The organism is Acidimicrobiia bacterium, assembly GCA_040880805.1.
GTDB lineage: Bacteria > Actinomycetota > Acidimicrobiia > IMCC26256 > DASPTH01 > DASPTH01.
Window position 1 is genome coordinate 30,580 of record JBBDHW010000009.1, and the last position, 16,068, is coordinate 46,647.

15 protein-coding genes and 1 tRNA gene are annotated in these 16,068 nt (G+C 68.0%); 4 read left to right on the forward strand and 12 right to left on the reverse strand.

Annotation, left to right across the window (positions count from 1 at the left end):
* Positions 1 to 12: 12 nt before the first annotated feature.
* The 6 genes from WD271_01800 to WD271_01825 all read right to left on the reverse strand — a co-directional run bounded on the left by WD271_01800 (position 13) and on the right by WD271_01825 (position 7,423).
* A complete protein-coding gene (locus tag WD271_01800; GenBank protein MEX1006561.1) occupies positions 13 to 1,218 on the reverse strand; it encodes a P-loop NTPase in 1,206 nt (401 codons plus the stop codon).
* A gap of 5 nt (positions 1,219 to 1,223) precedes the next feature.
* A complete protein-coding gene (gene cpaB, locus WD271_01805) occupies positions 1,224 to 1,976 on the reverse strand; it encodes a Flp pilus assembly protein CpaB (GenBank protein ID MEX1006562.1) in 753 nt (250 codons plus the stop codon).
* A 103-nt stretch (positions 1,977 to 2,079) separates the two neighbouring features.
* On the reverse strand, positions 2,080 to 3,423 hold the full coding sequence (rpsA, locus tag WD271_01810) for a 30S ribosomal protein S1 (protein ID MEX1006563.1): 1,344 nt from the start codon (positions 3,421 to 3,423) through the stop codon (positions 2,080 to 2,082).
* A 383-nt stretch (positions 3,424 to 3,806) separates the two neighbouring features.
* Positions 3,807 to 6,485 (reverse strand): DNA polymerase I, encoded by a 2,679-nt coding sequence (gene polA / locus WD271_01815; GenBank protein ID MEX1006564.1) that lies wholly within the window; start codon positions 6,483 to 6,485, stop codon positions 3,807 to 3,809.
* 31 nt (positions 6,486 to 6,516) lie between these two features.
* Positions 6,517 to 7,113: a response regulator gene (locus WD271_01820; GenBank protein ID MEX1006565.1), complete on the reverse strand. Its 597-nt coding sequence runs from the start codon at positions 7,111 to 7,113 to the stop codon at positions 6,517 to 6,519.
* A 10-nt stretch (positions 7,114 to 7,123) separates the two neighbouring features.
* Positions 7,124 to 7,423 carry a hypothetical protein gene (locus WD271_01825; protein MEX1006566.1) on the reverse strand — a complete coding sequence of 100 codons (300 nt, stop codon included), beginning with the start codon at positions 7,421 to 7,423 and terminating at the stop codon, positions 7,124 to 7,126.
* A 118-nt stretch (positions 7,424 to 7,541) separates the two neighbouring features.
* Here WD271_01825 and WD271_01830 point away from each other — a divergent pair, with 118 nt between their 5' ends.
* The 3 genes from WD271_01830 to WD271_01840 all read left to right on the forward strand — a co-directional run bounded on the left by WD271_01830 (position 7,542) and on the right by WD271_01840 (position 9,006).
* The gene (locus WD271_01830; protein MEX1006567.1) at positions 7,542 to 8,594 is read left to right on the forward strand and encodes a peptidoglycan DD-metalloendopeptidase family protein; all 1,053 of its coding nucleotides are present in this window, start codon (positions 7,542 to 7,544) and stop codon (positions 8,592 to 8,594) included.
* Positions 8,595 to 8,605: 11 nt separating this feature from the next.
* Positions 8,606 to 8,689 (forward strand) — tRNA-Leu (locus WD271_01835).
* Positions 8,665 to 9,006, forward strand: coding sequence for a PIN domain-containing protein (locus WD271_01840; protein ID MEX1006568.1), 342 nt, complete (start codon positions 8,665 to 8,667; stop codon positions 9,004 to 9,006). The genes WD271_01835 and WD271_01840 overlap by 25 nt, the downstream gene beginning before the upstream one ends.
* Before the next feature lie 12 nt (positions 9,007 to 9,018).
* Here WD271_01840 and WD271_01845 read toward each other — a convergent pair whose 3' ends face one another.
* The 6 genes from WD271_01845 to WD271_01870 all read right to left on the reverse strand — a co-directional run bounded on the left by WD271_01845 (position 9,019) and on the right by WD271_01870 (position 15,574).
* The gene (locus tag WD271_01845) at positions 9,019 to 9,954 is read right to left on the reverse strand and encodes a sulfotransferase domain-containing protein (protein ID MEX1006569.1); all 936 of its coding nucleotides are present in this window, start codon (positions 9,952 to 9,954) and stop codon (positions 9,019 to 9,021) included.
* Positions 9,955 to 9,965: 11 nt separating this feature from the next.
* Positions 9,966 to 10,403, reverse strand: coding sequence for a MarR family transcriptional regulator (locus WD271_01850; GenBank protein MEX1006570.1), 438 nt, complete (start codon positions 10,401 to 10,403; stop codon positions 9,966 to 9,968).
* A gap of 92 nt (positions 10,404 to 10,495) precedes the next feature.
* Complete coding sequence (locus WD271_01855; GenBank protein MEX1006571.1) at positions 10,496 to 10,951, reverse strand: cyclic nucleotide-binding domain-containing protein; 456 nt, start codon at positions 10,949 to 10,951, stop codon at positions 10,496 to 10,498.
* Between the two features lie 13 nt (positions 10,952 to 10,964).
* The gene (locus WD271_01860; protein ID MEX1006572.1) at positions 10,965 to 12,254 is read right to left on the reverse strand and encodes a FecR family protein; all 1,290 of its coding nucleotides are present in this window, start codon (positions 12,252 to 12,254) and stop codon (positions 10,965 to 10,967) included.
* A complete protein-coding gene (locus WD271_01865; GenBank protein MEX1006573.1) occupies positions 12,196 to 14,166 on the reverse strand; it encodes an adenylate/guanylate cyclase domain-containing protein in 1,971 nt (656 codons plus the stop codon). The genes WD271_01860 and WD271_01865 overlap by 59 nt, the downstream gene beginning before the upstream one ends.
* 10 nt (positions 14,167 to 14,176) lie before the next feature.
* Positions 14,177 to 15,574 (reverse strand): hypothetical protein, encoded by a 1,398-nt coding sequence (locus WD271_01870; GenBank protein ID MEX1006574.1) that lies wholly within the window; start codon positions 15,572 to 15,574, stop codon positions 14,177 to 14,179.
* An 83-nt stretch (positions 15,575 to 15,657) separates the two neighbouring features.
* Between WD271_01870 and WD271_01875 the strand changes: the two genes are divergently transcribed.
* A complete protein-coding gene (locus WD271_01875; GenBank protein MEX1006575.1) occupies positions 15,658 to 15,972 on the forward strand; it encodes a hypothetical protein in 315 nt (104 codons plus the stop codon).
* Positions 15,973 to 16,068 lie beyond the last annotated feature (96 nt).

Below are 16,068 nucleotides of genomic sequence, written 5' to 3' on the forward strand. Positions count from 1 at the left end.
GGTCCTCAGTCGTCACTTGCCGCGCCTTCCGCTTCCGTTCTTGCTCCGCGCCCCTGCTCCCAGCAGCGACTCGGCGATGCGGTCGAGCGCGCGCGCGACCGGCGCCTTCGGGTCGTCGAGCAGTACGGGCACGCCTGCGTTCACCGACATCGGGACGGCGAGGTCGTCGGGCACTGCGAAGTTCGCGCTCAGACCGAGCACGCGCTCGATCTCCTTCACGTCGAGCTTCACCTTCGCGTTCGCGTGGTTCAGCACGAGGCGGAGCTTCGAACCTGCGAGGGCGTTGAGGTCGAGCGTCTGCATCCCGATCTTGAGGTTCTTGATGCTCGGGATGTCCATGCTCCCGACCAGGAGCACCTCGTCGGCGGCTTCGATGAGTGCGAGCACGTACTCGTTGAAGACCGAGGGGAGGTCGACGATCACGTGCCCCGCCATCGCTTGCAGCGCACCGCAGATGTTGACCATCTCGCCCGGCAACATCGCGTCGGTCGGCATCGGCTCGATGGGCGCGGGGAGCACGAGCAGACCGCTCTCGTGACGCGCCGCGAGGGTCTGCACGAGCTCCACGTCGCCGTACTGCGCGGCTGCTGCGGCATCGAGCACGGTGTGCTGCGGCGGGAGTCCGAGCATGACCGAGACGTCGCCGAACTGCAGGTCGGCGTCGACGAGCACCACCGGATTCGCCGATCGGATGGCCATCGCGACCGCGACGTTGATCGCGATGCAAGTCTTCCCCACCCCACCCTTCGGTGAGAACACCACGATCAAGCGTCCCGGATCGCTCATGCGCGTCGCAGGTGTCTGCGACGTGCGCGTGACCGAGCCGGCGAGCAGCTCGCCCACGCGATCGACGGACTGGTGCAGACTCGCCTCGCCGCCGATCACGACTGCGTCCCGAGCGCCCGCGCGGAGCGCTTGCTGCAGCACGTCGGTCGAGAGCTCGTTCACCGCGAACACGGCGCCCACCTCGGGGTGCGCGCCGGTGAGCCGATGCACGTGCTGGAAGCCCATCGTGCTCACGAAGCTGGGCCCGAAGACCGCTACGACGGGTCGCGCGCCGCGCAGGTTCTGGACGAACTCTTCGATCGTCTCGAATTGCCCGGCCTCGGCCAGCTCGACCGCGAGTCTCGTCCGGAGCGTGTAGTCCGGTTCGATGACCGCGACGTCGAAGCCGGCAGTCTCGACGCCTACAGGCGCGACCGTGGCGAACGACTCCACCGCGTCTACCGAGAGCCGCTCGCCGGCGCCGCCGTACCACCGCTGCTCGAGCCGAGCTTCGGCGGCAGCAGCACCAGGTACATCTTGCTCTGCCCGTTGTTCGCGTCGATGACACTCAGCGCGTCTTCGGACGTGACCTCGAAGGTCAGCAGCCCGGACTGCACCGCGGGCGGCGCGGTCGCGCCGTCGCTCGTTTGCGCGACCGGCTGCTGTTGCACGGTCAAGGCCCCGACCGCGAGCACCTTCACGTTCCGGAGGAACCACGTCGTGGTCGCGACGCCGTTCTCGTCAGTGGTGGTCGTGGCGATATCGACGTGATCGCCCGGGGCAATCTGGTTCGCGACGCCGCGCTCCGCGTCCACGTTGACGGTGACCGCGACAAGATCTTGTTTCGCGATCGCCTGCGCGAACGGCCCGCCGACACCCTCCTCCGCGGAGACGAACGTCTGCGCGGTGATGAACTGCTTCGTGTCGATACGGCCGGGCGTGACTTTGTCGACCAGGTCGTTGACGTTCGTGACGATCGACGACGGCACCGACCCACGCGCGACCTTCTCCTTCTGGATCAGGCCGGCTTGCAGCGCCTCTCGGCCGGTCGTGCCCTTCGCGATGTCGCTCGTCGCGACCAGCGCGTCGACAAAGCGCGCGTTGTCTTGCGCGCGCTTGTCGGCGTTCGAGGCGTACACGTACACCCCGATCCCCGCGACAGCGGCGAGGACGATGGCGGCGGCGGCCATCAGCGTTCGGCGATTCGACACCGCGACTCCCCTCGAAGAAAACCTTCTCTCGCAAAGGAATCGTCGGCCTGACCGCAGCCGGTCTTGAGTCGGATGTGAGGCGGGGACGGGAGTCCCGGGGCAATTAGGGCCCTTCGACCTCGTTGTCGCCGCTCGGAGCGCCTTCCGCGACCTCGGTAGCGACCGCGACCTCGGTGGCCACCGAGTCCTCGGGTGCGACGGTGGTCGCTCCGGCCTCTGGCGATCCGGCCTCGGGGCCTTCCTCGTAGACCGGGCCGATGTAGTTGCCCTGCTCGTCGTAGGCGTGCTCACCGAAGTGGTCCTGGTACTCCGCGGCGACGACACCGCCCTCGGCAGCCTGCTTGATCGACAGCGAGATGCGGCGCCGATCGAGGTCGATGTCGATGATCTTCACCCAGAGCTCCTCACCCGGGGTCACGACCTGCTCGGGCGCCTCGACGTGATGCACCGCCATCTCCGAGATGTGCACGAGACCTTCGATCCCCTCGCCCACCTGCACGAAAGCGCCGAACGGGACGAGCTTGGTGACGCGGCCGTACACGAGCTCGCCGACCCCGTGACCGCCGGCGAACTCCTGCCATGGATCCTGCTGCGTGGCCTTCAAGGACAGGGAGATGCGCTCTCGTGACAGATCGACGTCGAGCACTTGCACTGTGACTTCGTCGCCGACCTGCACGACGGAGCTGGGGTGATCGACGTGCTTCCACGACAGCTCGGACACGTGGACGAGACCGTCCATGCCACCGAGGTCGACGAAAGCACCGAAGTTCACCACCGACGACACCACGCCCTCGCGGATCTCGCCGGGCTTCAGGTTGGTGAGGAATTCGTCGCGCTGCTCGCGCTGGGTCTCTTCGAGATACGCGCGCCGCGAGAGCACGACGTTGTTGCGGTTCTTGTCGAGCTCGATGATCTTGCACTCGATCTCGCGGCCGACGTAGGGCTGCAGATCGCGCACGCGGCGAAGGTCGACGAGCGATGCGGGCAGGAAGCCACGCAGGCCGATGTCGAGAATGAGGCCACCCTTGACGACTTCGATGACCGGCCCCTTGACGATGCCGTCCTTCTCTTTGATCTCCTCGATCGTCCCCCACGCGCGCTCGTACTGCGCCCGCTTCTTCGAGAGGATGAGTCGGCCGTCCTTGTCTTCCTTCTGCAACACGAGCGCTTCGAGCTCGTCGTCGAGCGAGACGATCTCGTGGGGGTCGACGTCGTTGCGGATCGAGAGCTCGCGCGACGGGATGACCCCTTCGGACTTGAAACCGATGTCGAGCAGCACTTCGTCGCTGTCGATCTTGACGACACGCCCGGTGACGATGTCGCCGTCGTCGAACTCGACGATCGTCGCGTCGACGGCGTCGGCAAACGAGAGCCCGCCGAGGTCGTCGAGCACGACGAGACCGTTCGGCTCCGGCTGTTCCTCGGAATCGGCTTCGCCGGTGTCGATGTGGGCGGCTGTATCGGTTGTTTCGGGGGTGGGCGTCTCCGCCGTGGCCCCGCTGTCCTCGGGGACGGAGGCTTCCGATGCCTCCGTCGCGTCCTGCTGCGACAACTGTGCTCCTCGAAACGGATGAATGCTCGGGCGCCGGCATACAACCAAGCGCGAGTGACGGGCCCCGGAACGAGGCCCAACGCGCCAGGCTACAGCTTGGAGCCCCTATTCCGAAAGCGCAGGTTCCGAAAGTGCAGGTCGCCGCGCGAGGAGCAGCAACGGTGACGGCGAGGCATTCGGCCTCCGCCACCTCACGCGCGAGCTGCAGGAAGTCAACCGAACGACCCACGCCCACGTGCCCTTCGTGAACGCGTTGCGGAGGTACGCACCGGGCGCCCTTACTTCGCTTCGGCCCAGGTGGGGCCGAAGCCGATGTCGACGACGAGCGGCACGCGCAGTTCGGTGACGTTCTCCATCACCTCGCGCACGATCGACTCGGTGCGCTCGCGCTCGTCGACCGGGACTTCGAGCACCAGCTCGTCGTGCACCGTGAGGAGCATCTGCGCGTTCGACCCGGTTTCTTCCAGCGCGTGGTCGAGCTGGATCATGGCGAGCTTGAACACGTCGGCAGCCGATCCCTGGACCGGTGCGTTCTGCGCCATGCGCTCCCCCATCTGGCGGATGCGGAAGTTGTCGGACGCGAGCTCGGTGATCTGACGCCGGCGACCGAAGATCGTGGTGGTGTAGCCGCGCTCGTGCGCCTCCCGCACGGTCTCCTGCATGTAGGTCTTCACGTTGGGGAAGCCCTCGAAGTAGGCCTCGAGAATCTTGGCGGCTTCCCCGGTGGGGATGTCGAGGCGCTGGCCGAGCCCATACGCCTCCATGCCGTACGCGAGCCCGTAGTTGACGACCTTGGCGAACCGACGCTGCGCGTCGTCGACCTTCGACTCGGGTACATGGAACACCGCGGCCGCGGTGGCGGTGTGCACATCGGCGCCGCGCTCGAACGCGTCGATCAGCCCGGGATCTTCCGCCAGGTGCGCGAGCACCCGCAGCTCGATCTGCGAGTAGTCGGCGGTGAGCAGGCCGTTGCCCTCCTCGGCGATGAACGCTCGGCGCATCTCTCGCCCGTCAGCGGTGCGTACCGGGACGTTTTGGAGGTTGGGCGCCTCACTCGAGATGCGGCCCGTGGTGGTGTCGGTCTGCTTGAAGGTCGCGTGGATTCGGCCGTCGGCGCGGATGAGCGGCGGGAGCGCGTCGGCGTAGGTGCTGCGCAGCTTCTCGACTTCGCGGTAGCGGAGCAGGTCTTCGACGATCGGGTGCTCGTCGGCCATCTTCTGCAGCGAATCGGCATCCGTCGACGGGCCGGTCTTGGTCTTCTTCACCGGGACGAGACCGAGCCGCTCGAAGAGGATCGCGCGGAGCTGCGGCGTGGAGTTCACGTTGAACTCCTCCCCCGCGTGCGCGTGAATGCGCCGAACCAACACTTCGCACTGCTGGGACAAATCGGCTCGGAGCGCGTCGAGGAACTCGCGGTCGATACGGATTCCCGCCGTTTCCATCTTCGCGAGGACGCGCACGAGGGGAAGCTCGAAGCGCTCGTAGAGGTCGGTGAGCTCGCGCGCGTCGAGCGCAGACGCGAGCGCGTCGGCGAGGCGAAGTACCGCGACGGCGCGACGCCCGGTTTGCTCCGTCTCCACGTCGCCGTCGAGGTCGAGCGTTCCCGGCTCGGCGTCGGCCGAGCGGACTTCGAGCGACAGGTAGCGAAGCGCGAGGTCGTCGAGGACGTACTTCCCCTCCGCGGGATCGAGCAGGTACGCCATCACCGCGGTGTCGTGACCGAGCGAACGGACGTCGAGGTCGAGGCCGTGCATCAGCTCCTTGGCGCGGTGCGCGATCAGCGGCGGGCCACTCAGTGACACGAGCCGGGCGAGGGACTCGCGGACCGACGGGTCGGTGAGCAGCTCGGCGTCGACATACGCGGCGCGGTTCCCGTGCGCGACGCCAAGCGCGCGCAGAGCGCTCGTGACCGGCGCACCGTCCCAGCGCGGCTCCAGCGCGTAGGGCTCGCTGCTCACCGCGAGCTCGTCGAACCGCGACACGACGGCCGCGGCGTCGCGCAGCACCTCCACCTCGACGTCGAGCGTGTTGGCCCCGGCTTCCACCGCGGCGGCGGTCTCACCCAGGCCAACGAGGAGGCGCGGCATCAACGTGCGGAACGCGAGTTGGTCGAACAGGACCCGCACCTGCTCGCGGTCCCACGGGCCTTGCCGCAGCTCGCCGGGTGTGACGTCGAGGGGCACGTCGCGCACGAGGAGCGACATCTCGCGGTTCAGGAACACGCGCTCACGCGCCTCGCCGAGGTTCTGGCGTTGCTTGGGCGGCAGCTCCTCGAGGTGCTCGAAGATCCCTTCGAGGCTGCCGTAGGTGCACACGAGCTTCGCTGCCGTCTTCTCACCGATCCCCGCGACGCCGGGCAGGTTGTCGCTCGGGTCCCCGCGCAACGCCGCGTACTCGGGATACTGCGAAGCCGTGACCCCGGTGCGCTCGACGATCCCGGCTTCGTCGTAGAGCACGTAGTCGGACACGCCGCGGCGGTTGTAGAGGACCTTGACGTGCGGATCGTGCACGAGTTGGTAGGCGTCGCGGTCGCCGGTGACGACGATCACATCAGTTCCGGCTTCCGCCGCGCGCGTTGCCAACGTGGCGATCACGTCGTCGGCCTCCACCCCGTCGATCTCGAGGGTCGGGATGCGGAGCGCGTCGACCACTTCGTGGATGAGGGGAAGCTGCGGCACGAAGAGATCGGGCGTCGCTGTACGGCCCGCCTTGTAGTCGGCGTCGAGATCGTCGCGGAAGGTGCGACCCGGCGCGTCGAATACCACCACGATCTCGTCGGGACGCTCGTCGGTGAGCACCTTCACGAGCATCGACGTGAAGCCGTAGACCGCGTTCGTGACCGTGCCGTTCGGAGTGGCGAGGTCGGTAGGGAGCGCGTAGAACGCCCGGAACGCGAGCGACAGGCCGTCGATCAACAGGAGCTTCGGTGCGTCTTCCGCCGGAGTCTTCCGCGCCATGCGCGCAGCGTACGCCCGGCGTACGACCGTTTCAGGGTGTGAGCTCACCCTCGACGACTTGCCGCGCGATCTCGCCGATCTGCACCCGGTTGCTCATCGCCTGCTGCTGGAGGAAGCGCCACGCCTCCTGCTCGGTCATGCGGTGTTCGTCCATCAGCCGCCCCTTCGCGCGGTCGGCGGTCTTGCGCGCCTCGAGCCGGCCCTGGAGGTCCCCCACTTCCTGTTCGAGCAGGGCGAGCTCCGCGAATCGGCCGAGCGCGATCTCGATGGCGGGCACGAGGTCGGTCTTCTGGAACGGCTTGACCAGATAGGCCAGTGCGCCGGCGTCGCGTGCCTGCTCCACAAGGTCGCGCTGCGAGAACGCGGTGAGGATCAGCACGGCGGCGAGACGCTCGCCCGCGATCTGCCGGGCCGCGGAGAGCCCGTCGAGACCGGGCATCTTGATGTCGAGGATCGCCAGCTCCGGCCGAAGCTCCCGAACCAGATCGATGGCTTCGTCGCCCCGACCGGTCTCGCCCGCGATCTCGTAGCCCTCTTCCTCGAGCAGCTCCCGCAGATCGAGGCGGATGATCGCCTCGTCCTCGGCGATGACGACGCGCGTGGGCCGAGAGGCCCGGTCCGCCGCCACTCGGTCGCCGTCAGCGAGCCGACAGCTCGGCCGAGATGCGATCGAGGAGCTGGTCCTGCTCCCCCTCGAGCTCCTGCACCGTCTTGCGCAGCGAGTCCCGGTGCCGCGCGAGCGCATCGGCGTGACGGCGTGCGTCGCGAGCCTCGACATCGGCCAGGGGGGTCTCGGCCACGAGGGCACGCAGGCGGACGTCGTCTGCCTCCTCCTCGAGGAACACGAGCTGCTCCTCGGTGACGCCGAGCTCGGCGCGGATGCGCTTGAGCCGTTCGCTGACGTCGACGAGGCGCCGTTGCAGGATCGACTGCGACATGGGCCGGGAGTCTACGACCCGGCCCCGCCACCCGTCGGGCCGCGGACTACCAGCCTTCAGTGGAACCGGCAACTTGGTCGATAGGTGGTCGCGGGCCGGGCGCCACTGCTTTTCGGAAATGAGAGCGGACGACATGAACCGGCGACGCCGACGGATGCTCATGGCACTCGTCGTCTTCGCGACGGCCTCGGGCGCGGTCGCGCCAAATCGGGTGACCGCCGACGATCAGCAGAAGCGCGACGCGCTCTCTCTCGCGCGCGATCGGCTGGAGGCCGCCCGCGCGCAGGCCACCGAGCTCTCCGACAAGATCTCGGCCGCTCAGTCAGAGCAGGCGAAGCTCGAGGACGAGATCGCCGACGCCGAGCGGACCATCCCCGCACTCAGGGACAGGGCCGACCTCCTGCGCCTCGCGATGAAGCAGCGGGCGGTCCAGCTGTACGTGGGGCACGACCAGCGGATCGACGCGCTCCTCCAGACCGACAGCGTCGTCGACGGTGCGCGCGCTGCCCTTCTGACCGGCAGCATCGCCACCCGCGATCGCGATCTCGCGGCGGAACTACGCACGACGGCGCACGAGCTCGAAGCACGCGAGGAGCAGCTCCGCTCCCGACGAGCCGACCTGGCCCGCACGATCGACAGCTTGGCTCCGCTCCAAGACCTGCTGCAGAAGCGGCTCACGGTCGCCGGCGCCGCGTACGAGAAGGTGAAGCAAGTGGTCGACGACCAGCGCCGACGCGGCGCGACCTCGGACATACCGACGGGTGCCACGCGATGCCCGGTCGACGGATTCGTCGTCTTCGCCGACGACTTCGGTGAGCCCCGCCCCGGTGACATGGTGCACGAAGGCATCGACATGCCCGCGGTCACCGACACGCCGGTTGTCGCGGTGGTCGACGGGATCGTGCGTCACGACGACGGTGGCCCCGGTGGGCACGGCGCGTGGCTCATCGGCACTGACCAGGTCGCGTACTACTCCGCGCACTTCTCGCACTACGAGGGCGACGACCGCCTCGTGGCCGCGGGTGACGTCATCGGCTATGTGGGCATGACCGGCGACGCGACCGGTCCGCACCTCCACTTCGAGGTGCATCCCGGTGGGGGGCCGGCGATCGACGGGTATCCGCTGCTCCTCAGCCTTTGCGCGGAGGAGACCGCCAGGCCACTCGGGTAACGTCACCGGAGGCCCGGGTGGCGCAATTGGCTGACGCGAGCGGCTCAAAACCGCTTGTCCTTCGGGACGTGTGGGTTCGAGTCCCACCCCGGGCACGCGAGCGGCTCACCAAGGCGCCACGTCACTGCAACCTCGGAAGCATCGTCTGCACTACTCGGTGATCACACGCGCCGAGCTGCTGGCCGGAACAACGGCGAGCAGCACGATCGCGACGCTGCTCGCGCCGTCTCGAGAACTCGTCGTAGACCGAGCCGTCGCCGATCGCGCCGGCCGTCTCCGCCGCGAGTCGGACATTCGCCTTCCCGATGCCCTGATCGCGGCAACGGCGATCGAACACGGGCTCGGCTTGGTCACCCGAAACCGACGCGACTTCGCACCCGTGCGCGGCCTGCGGCTTCGGGCGTTGTCGTAGCGGACGTCGGGACTACGTGGAGAGGCTGCCGTTCTCCAACCAGGCGCGGAGTGCGGGATCGAGCGGCGCGACGACCTGCTCGTACAGCGTGAGGTCTTCTGAAGTGAGCACGTCGCGCCAACGGCCGTTCGTGCCTTTGAAGAAGAAGGCCTCGGCGCCGCCCTTCCAGAGCATGGGCAGCATCGACCTGCCCGATGAATCGTGTTCGAGGGCTTCCTGCTTCATCGACTCGAAGCGCGCCCCCTCGACCAGCGACGGCCAGTCGTCTTCCGGGACGTCGATGCCGGTGAACGCGGCCACCCGCCGCATCTGTCCTTCGAGATCGGCGGTGAGGTCGTTGTAGTGCACCGCCAGCACGTTCGGAAGGTCTCGGAACGGCCAGAACGACTCGGCGTGGTAGTGGTGTGACCAGTACGGCCAGCCGTCGCGCTCCCACGGGAAGGACGCGCGCGTCATCCACGGCGCCCAGAACTCGCGCGGGTCCTCGGGACAGCGCGGCAAGGGCCCGCCCTCCGGGTCGCCGCTGGCGAACATCTCGTATGCCTCGTCCGTGTGCGAGTGGTAGTGGTTGAAGATCGACATGAACACGTCGCGCGTGTCGCGTGCGACCCAGATGTACCGGACGTCGGGGTAGTACGGCAGCGCGTCGAGCGGCAGGTGGCTCTTGACGAAGCGCTGGTGCTCTTGTGCCTCGATCCCGGCGATCACGCCGTCGAGTGGGGTCACGCGAAGGTCGATCCACGGCGACAGCGCACCGAGATCCTCGGTGAGCGGAGCGGCACCGAACACGAGAAGGCTCATGATGCGCTGCATCCACGTGGTACCCGACTTGTACGACGTGGAGATGATGACGTCGCCCGCTCGCGGCCGGTAGCTGTCCCAGCGCGTGCTGTCGAGATGGTGGTGGCGGTATGTGCGTACCCTCTGCGGGAGCTCTGTGCCGGCCACCGGGGTTCGCGCTACGGCGCCGGGGGCTCCACGATGCGGTCGAGCAGGTCGAGCAACTGCCGCTGCTCATCGGCATCGAGCCGGTCGAACACCGTGCCCCCGGCAAAGACCGCGTCGATGATCTCTTCGCTCAAGTGCACGCCCTTCGGAGTGATCACCAAGCGCTTGACGCGACGGTCGTCGGCGTCCGCCTGGCGCTCGACGAGGCCGAGGTCTTCCAGTCGGTCGACGAGCGCGGTGAGATTCGAGGGGTCGAGGTACAGGCGCTCTGCGAGCTCACGCATCGACGACGGTTCGCGCAGCGCGTACAGCGCCCGCACCTGAGTGATCGACATGTCCCACTGGGCTGCCCGGCGCGCGGTGTCTTGCTTGATGCACTGCACCACGCCGAACAGGGTGGCCGTGAGCGCGCGGGCGAGATCTTCACGCGCCTCGACCGGCATCGCCATGGCCCGCGAGTGTAGTTGGTCCCCGAGATAGTTGGCGAGTACCATGGTCGTTGCTCACCGGCATTCGACCGGCCAATCACGGGCTGCGTCCGCTACAGGCCGAGGGTCGACTCCACGCCCGCGTGACGCTCGATCGTGCGCATCCGAGCGCCCACCACCGCAAGCAGCTTCGGCGCGACCGACGGCATTGCGATCTCGAGCATCTCGTTGAACTCGTGACGTCCGAGCACCAGCAGGCTCATCGCGCTCGCCGCGGTGACAGTGGCCACGCGCTCTCCGCCGTCGAGCAGCGCCATCTCCCCGAAGAATCCGCCGGCGACAATCCGCCCGACCTCATCACCGTCGATGGTCGCGATCGCGTCGCCGGCAACCACCACGAAGAACTCGAGTCCCGGATCGCCCTCACGTGCCACCTCGGTGCCGGCCTCGACGGCTCGCGGCTTGGCCATCGCCGCGATCCGCTCGATCTCGCCTTCGTCGCACGCCGAGAACAGCCACACGCCCCGCAGCAGCGCGATCCGGTGCTCGAGGTCGACCGTGTCGCTCATGGTGAGCCGAGGCTCATGCCGACGGCCGTCGAGCCCCCCGGCGCATCGAACCCGAGTGGCGACGCCGTGAGCCGAGCACGAACGCGCTCCCGATGACGACCGCCGCAGCGCCGGCGAGGACGTAGGTGGACGTATGGCTGGAAGCGCCGGTGAATGCAAGGGCGGCCGCGCCGAGCACGTTGATGACCGCGTTGAGCTCACAGGACGCGCCCCGCACGGTCAGCAAGTGCTGACCGGGTGTGGTGCCCCGCGGGATCGTGATCGTGCCCGCGAAGCTGCCCGTGCTGTCGGTGGGCAGCGTGCCCACTTGCACACCGTCGAACAGCACGGCGACGGTCTCGCTCGGCTTACAGCCCGAACCGCGGAAGGACTCCTGGCCGCCGACCTCGATGTTCGGGTCGTCGACGGTGAGCTCGCCGTCGGGCGGGTACTGCGATATCTCGATGTCGTCGGCCTGGACGACCGGCTCCGGTGGCGGCGGGGGTGGTGGCGGCGGGACCGGCACGGTCTGCGGCTCCGGGTTCGGAGGGGGCTCGCTCGGGGGCGGCAATTCGGAGAAGCCCCCGAGCTCGAGGAGGTCGTCGAGGAACAGGTTTCCCGCAATGAAGAGGTTGCCGGTGAGGTCTTCGTACGTGAGCTGCTTCAGTTCGCTGAACTGGCCCTGGTCGAGCGTGACGTTCGTGGCCGAATCGAGCTGCACCGGCGGGGCGTTGCCGAGCTGCACGGTGATGGGGTCCTTGATGTCGATGAACTGACACGAGACCTGCGTGCCCAGTTGCGTGCAGATCACGACGAACACGGTGCCCTCGACGGCAGCGGTTGCGCCGCCCGCTTTGATCTCGAACGCCCCGGTCTCGGAGACCTTGGCGGCGCGGTTGAACGCAGAACCGACCGTCAGCGACCCTTGGGTCTGGCGCGCCCCCTGCTTGTTGGTGAGCTTGGAGATCGAGAACTCGGTACTCGGACCGAGGCGCGTATAGGAGCCGTCGGTATAGCTGATCTCGGCCAGGCCGGCGACGTCGGTGCGGAGCGCGTCGCCCTGGCGCAACGTCTGGCCGTTCTTCCCGGCCTTGTAGGAAGGCTTGCCCTTTGCCTTGACCGCGACGTTCGGCGTCCGGATCGTGAGCGTCGCCAGCACGGTCGCGGTGGAGGTGGCCTGCTTCGGCTTCGCAGGCTTCGCGGCGAGCGCGGGCGAGGCCAACGCGAGCAGGCACACCGATACGCCCAGCAGGGAGAGCGCGGCCTTACCCGCCTGCTTCCCCAGCACCGACCCGTGCTCCCCCAGGTTCACCGGTTGTCTCACCAGTTGTCTCACCGGGTCCTTCACTGGCCGAGTCCCGCACATCATCTGCGTCGTGTCCTGCCATGGTGTCGGCTGATTGGGCCAAGTTACCTGAATCAGAAGTCACTACTCGCCACAGTCGCAACTCCCGGCTCACGCCCTTCAGCTCCACGGGGCCGACCGGCTCGACCGGCGGGGGCGACGGCACCCGGCGCAACACCTGGTCCGAGAGGATGATCTCGCCGCGGCCGGCCGTGGAGCACAACCGCGCGCCGATGTTCACCGTGTCGCCGACCACGTCGTACTGGCGGCGACGGCGCCCGCCGAAGTGCGCGGCAACGGCTTCGCCGGTGTTGAGGCCGATACCGAACGACACCTCGGGCGCACCACGCTCGAGCAGCTCGCGGTTGAGCTGGGGCGTGAGCTCCTGGATTGCGATCGCGCACTCGAGTGCCTGCGCCGGATGGTCACTGGTCGGGATGGGCGCCCCCCAGACCGCGAAGACCTCGTCGCCGACGTACTTCATCAATGTGCCGCGCATCGCGAGCACGAGTTCGGTGACCCGGTCGTAGTAGTGGTCGAGCATCACGCGGACGGTCGCCGGCGACAGGCTCTCCGACAGCGCGGTGAAACCTCTGAGGTCGCAGAACAACACCGTCATGTCGAGCCGTTGGCCCTCGGCCGCGGTCTCGGCACGATCCTCGTCGACGAGCCGCTTCGCGACGGTCTCGGGCACGTACTGCGAGAACAGCGCGGTGACACGACGCCGTTGCCGAGTCTCACCGAAGTACCGGAGGACCACAGCACCGAGGAACGCGAGCGCAACGGCAACGAGCGGGTAGATGATGTTGTTGATGGTGCCCGCGTCGAAGCGCGCGACAACCAGGACGAGGCAGCCAAATACGAGCAGGAGTGTGACCACGGGCGAGAGCCACAACGGCAGCATGAGCACGAGCAGCCCGACCAGCATCGTGAGGAGCGCCACCCACATCAACGTCGTGGTATCGCTTGCTGTCTGGAGATACGTGCCGGTGAGCATCGTGTTGGCCGCGTTGGCGTGCAGGAACACACCCGGGAGGCGCGACGACTTGTTCGTCGGCACGAGCCGGACGTCACCCGACAGTGGATCGGTGGCACCGATGAACACGATCTTGCCCGCGACACGACTCGCATCGAGACTCCCGTCGAGCACGTCGAGTGCGGAGATCGCGCTCGTGGGCTCGGAGAGCTTGGCGGAGAAGTTGAGCACCATCGACGTCTCGGACCCCGTGGGGATGAAACGGTCCGCTGCGACGACGCCGCCAGGCCGAACGATCGCCGGTGCTGTGACGCCGCGCAGTTTCATCACCGCAACAAGCGCCAACGCGGGAAGGAAGGCGCCCTTCTTGGTGTCGAAGACGAGCGAGACGCTCCGAACCACACCGTCGGCGGGATCCTGGTTCACCTGGACATGCCCGATCCCGGCGGCGTTCTCCGCGAACTTGTCGTACACATTCGTGCCCTCGAGTGCAAGCGGCGGCCGACCGTTCTTTCCGGAAATCGCGTTGGTCACGCCTTCCCCGAAGACCACGTTGCCCGCCTGCTTCACAGCCGCCGCGAAGGCGTCGTCGCCGGCAGGATTGTCCGACTGCTGCGAGAACACGAGGTCGAACACAATGACCGCGGCACCCGCCTGCGACAGACGATCGGTAAGGTCGGCCATCCGCCCGCGCGGCCAGGGCAGCGGGTCGTCGAAGAAGTTGATCGCCTTGCGGTCGATCCCCACGACCACGACGCGCTTGTCGGTGGGCGCGCCGGGGAAGAGCGCATCGGTGGCGCGGCGCTGGAAGCCCCCGAGCACCTCGGCCGACAGCCCGGCCCAGGCGATACCGGTGACCACAACGGTGAGCAGGAGAACCGACACCAAGCGCCGGATCAGCACGTGTCGCTTCACTCGCGCGACCTTAGGGCTCGCGGCTTCTGGGATTGGTCCGCCCGCCCCGCGGTCCCTGTGGGCGGAACACGGCGGTCACCGCCGGACGCTTCGCGCTGAGCGAGACCGCGATGGTGCACGTGAGCTTCGTACCGGCGCAGAGACCACGCCAACCAGCGAAGCGCGCGCCCGGCCCCGGAGTCGCCACGACACGAACTTGCGAGCCCGGAATCAGGTCCCACGAGCAGTTCCCCTGACACGGCCCGCCCTCTAGCCGGGAGATGCTCCCTTGGCCAACAGCCGACGCAACGAGCTTCACGGCAGGGCCGAAGGTCGCGGTGACCGTCGTGCCGTCCTCGTTCACGGTCGTGTCGCAGGAGTCGCTGCTCCCGGAGCACGCCCCACCCCACCTGAGGAGTCGATAGCCCGCCTGCACCACCGCTATGAGCCGCACCGGAGTTCCGCCGTCGTAGCGCTGCGCGCACTCGTCCGGGCACACCCTCAGGAAGGGAGCGATCGAGACCTGGCCTCCGGGCCCTGCGGCTACCACCGAGAGCACACCCGGGGGGCTCTCCAGGTGCATGAGCCAGGGCGAATCGCGCACGTCCCACCATGTGCCGGGATGGTGGTAGTAGTCGTCGTTCCCCACGTCGAGGGTCGAATCCGACAGCCGCGGTCCCGGGTGGATGGACCCGGTGGAGAGGATGTCCGCGGTGCTCTCGCACACGTGCCCGCGGTCCTCGCACGCGTTCGGCGCTCCTCCGGCAGTGAAGAAGTCGTTGAACGCGTGGATGAGCTCGTGGGCCACGGTACGCGCGGGCCACCCGTTGCCGGCGCCGTATCCGCCGACCGCGCACCCCGAGGCACCCTGCAGGAAGACAAACGAGACCAACCGGGGCCCACCGCGCACCGAGCTGCTCGCCGACCGACCGCAGAAGTTCTCGGGTGCCGGACCGTCGTAGAACACGAGGTACTTCTTCGTCGCATCCGTGAAACCGGCGTTCATGAGGTCGTCACCGACCGAGTCTGCGAGGTCGACTCCGTTCTCGACGTCGAGCGCGCTGCTGTCCTGAGTGAGCGCGAGGCTCGACAGGTCGAGCGCGCCGAATTCCGAGTCGCAGCCGGCGAAATCCGCGAAGTCGAAGCGGGGAGCGCGAGCGGGATCCTGCGATCGCCACCACGTGTCGACACCCGCCAGGTCGCGGACGATCGCCCGCGACAGGTCCCCGAATCGGTCAGCGGTGTCGGTCGGGTAGGCGTAGATCACGTGGACCTGCCTCGGCGCCACGACATCAGGACGATCGCCCGCGAGCTCGCCGGGGCCACACCAGCCACCCGGGAGCGGTGCCGCGGCGGCGTGCGGGATCGGAACGAGCAGGCATGTGACGGCGGTCACGAGGGCGAGAGCCAGGCGTCGCTTCGTCTCCACCACTCGAACGGTAGGGGTGCGGCAGACCCGGAGACGCGCGCGAATACCGTCGCCGGACGCGCGCAGCGGCGATAATGCGGAGGATGTCCGCTCCCCTCGCGCTCGAGTTCACCACCACAGTGCTCGTGATCATTGCGATCGCGTCGGTGCTCATCCTGGTGCTCATCGTCGTCGCGCCGTGGCGACGCGTCCGCGAGGAGCCTCCGCTCGATCCTGACGTCGAGACGCGGTTGCTCCTCCACCGTCCCAACCCCGAAGAGGAGACGGGCGAGATTCCCACGGGGCGCGTCACCGATCTCACCGACGCCGGTGAACCGGCCAATGATCGTGCCAATGATCGTGCAGGCGGCGAGCCCGAATCGGGAGACTTCGCCGAGCTCCACGACCTCGACGACTAGAGCTGAGCGCCCGCGAGGCGGGTATCCCGCCGAGCAGCGAAGCGTGGCCTCAGCGGCCCGGCAATCCTGCAGATATCGTCCTACTGGCGGCCGGGA

What these genes read in the sequence shown, in the direction of transcription:
- WD271_01825 (MEX1006566.1), bottom strand. Translation starts at nt 7,423, where the DNA reads ATGTCGCAGTCGATCCTGCAACGGCGCCTCGTCGACGTCAGCGAACGG.
- WD271_01855 (MEX1006571.1), bottom strand. Translation starts at nt 10,951, where the DNA reads ATGAGCGACACGGTCGACCTCGAGCACCGGATCGCGCTGCTGCGGGGC.
- WD271_01850 (MEX1006570.1), bottom strand. Translation starts at nt 10,403, where the DNA reads ATGGCGATGCCGGTCGAGGCGCGTGAAGATCTCGCCCGCGCGCTCACG.
- WD271_01830 (MEX1006567.1), top strand. Translation starts at nt 7,542, where the DNA reads ATGAGAGCGGACGACATGAACCGGCGACGCCGACGGATGCTCATGGCA.
- polA (MEX1006564.1), bottom strand. Translation starts at nt 6,485, where the DNA reads ATGGCGCGGAAGACTCCGGCGGAAGACGCACCGAAGCTCCTGTTGATC.
- WD271_01875 (MEX1006575.1), top strand. Translation starts at nt 15,658, where the DNA reads ATGTCCGCTCCCCTCGCGCTCGAGTTCACCACCACAGTGCTCGTGATC.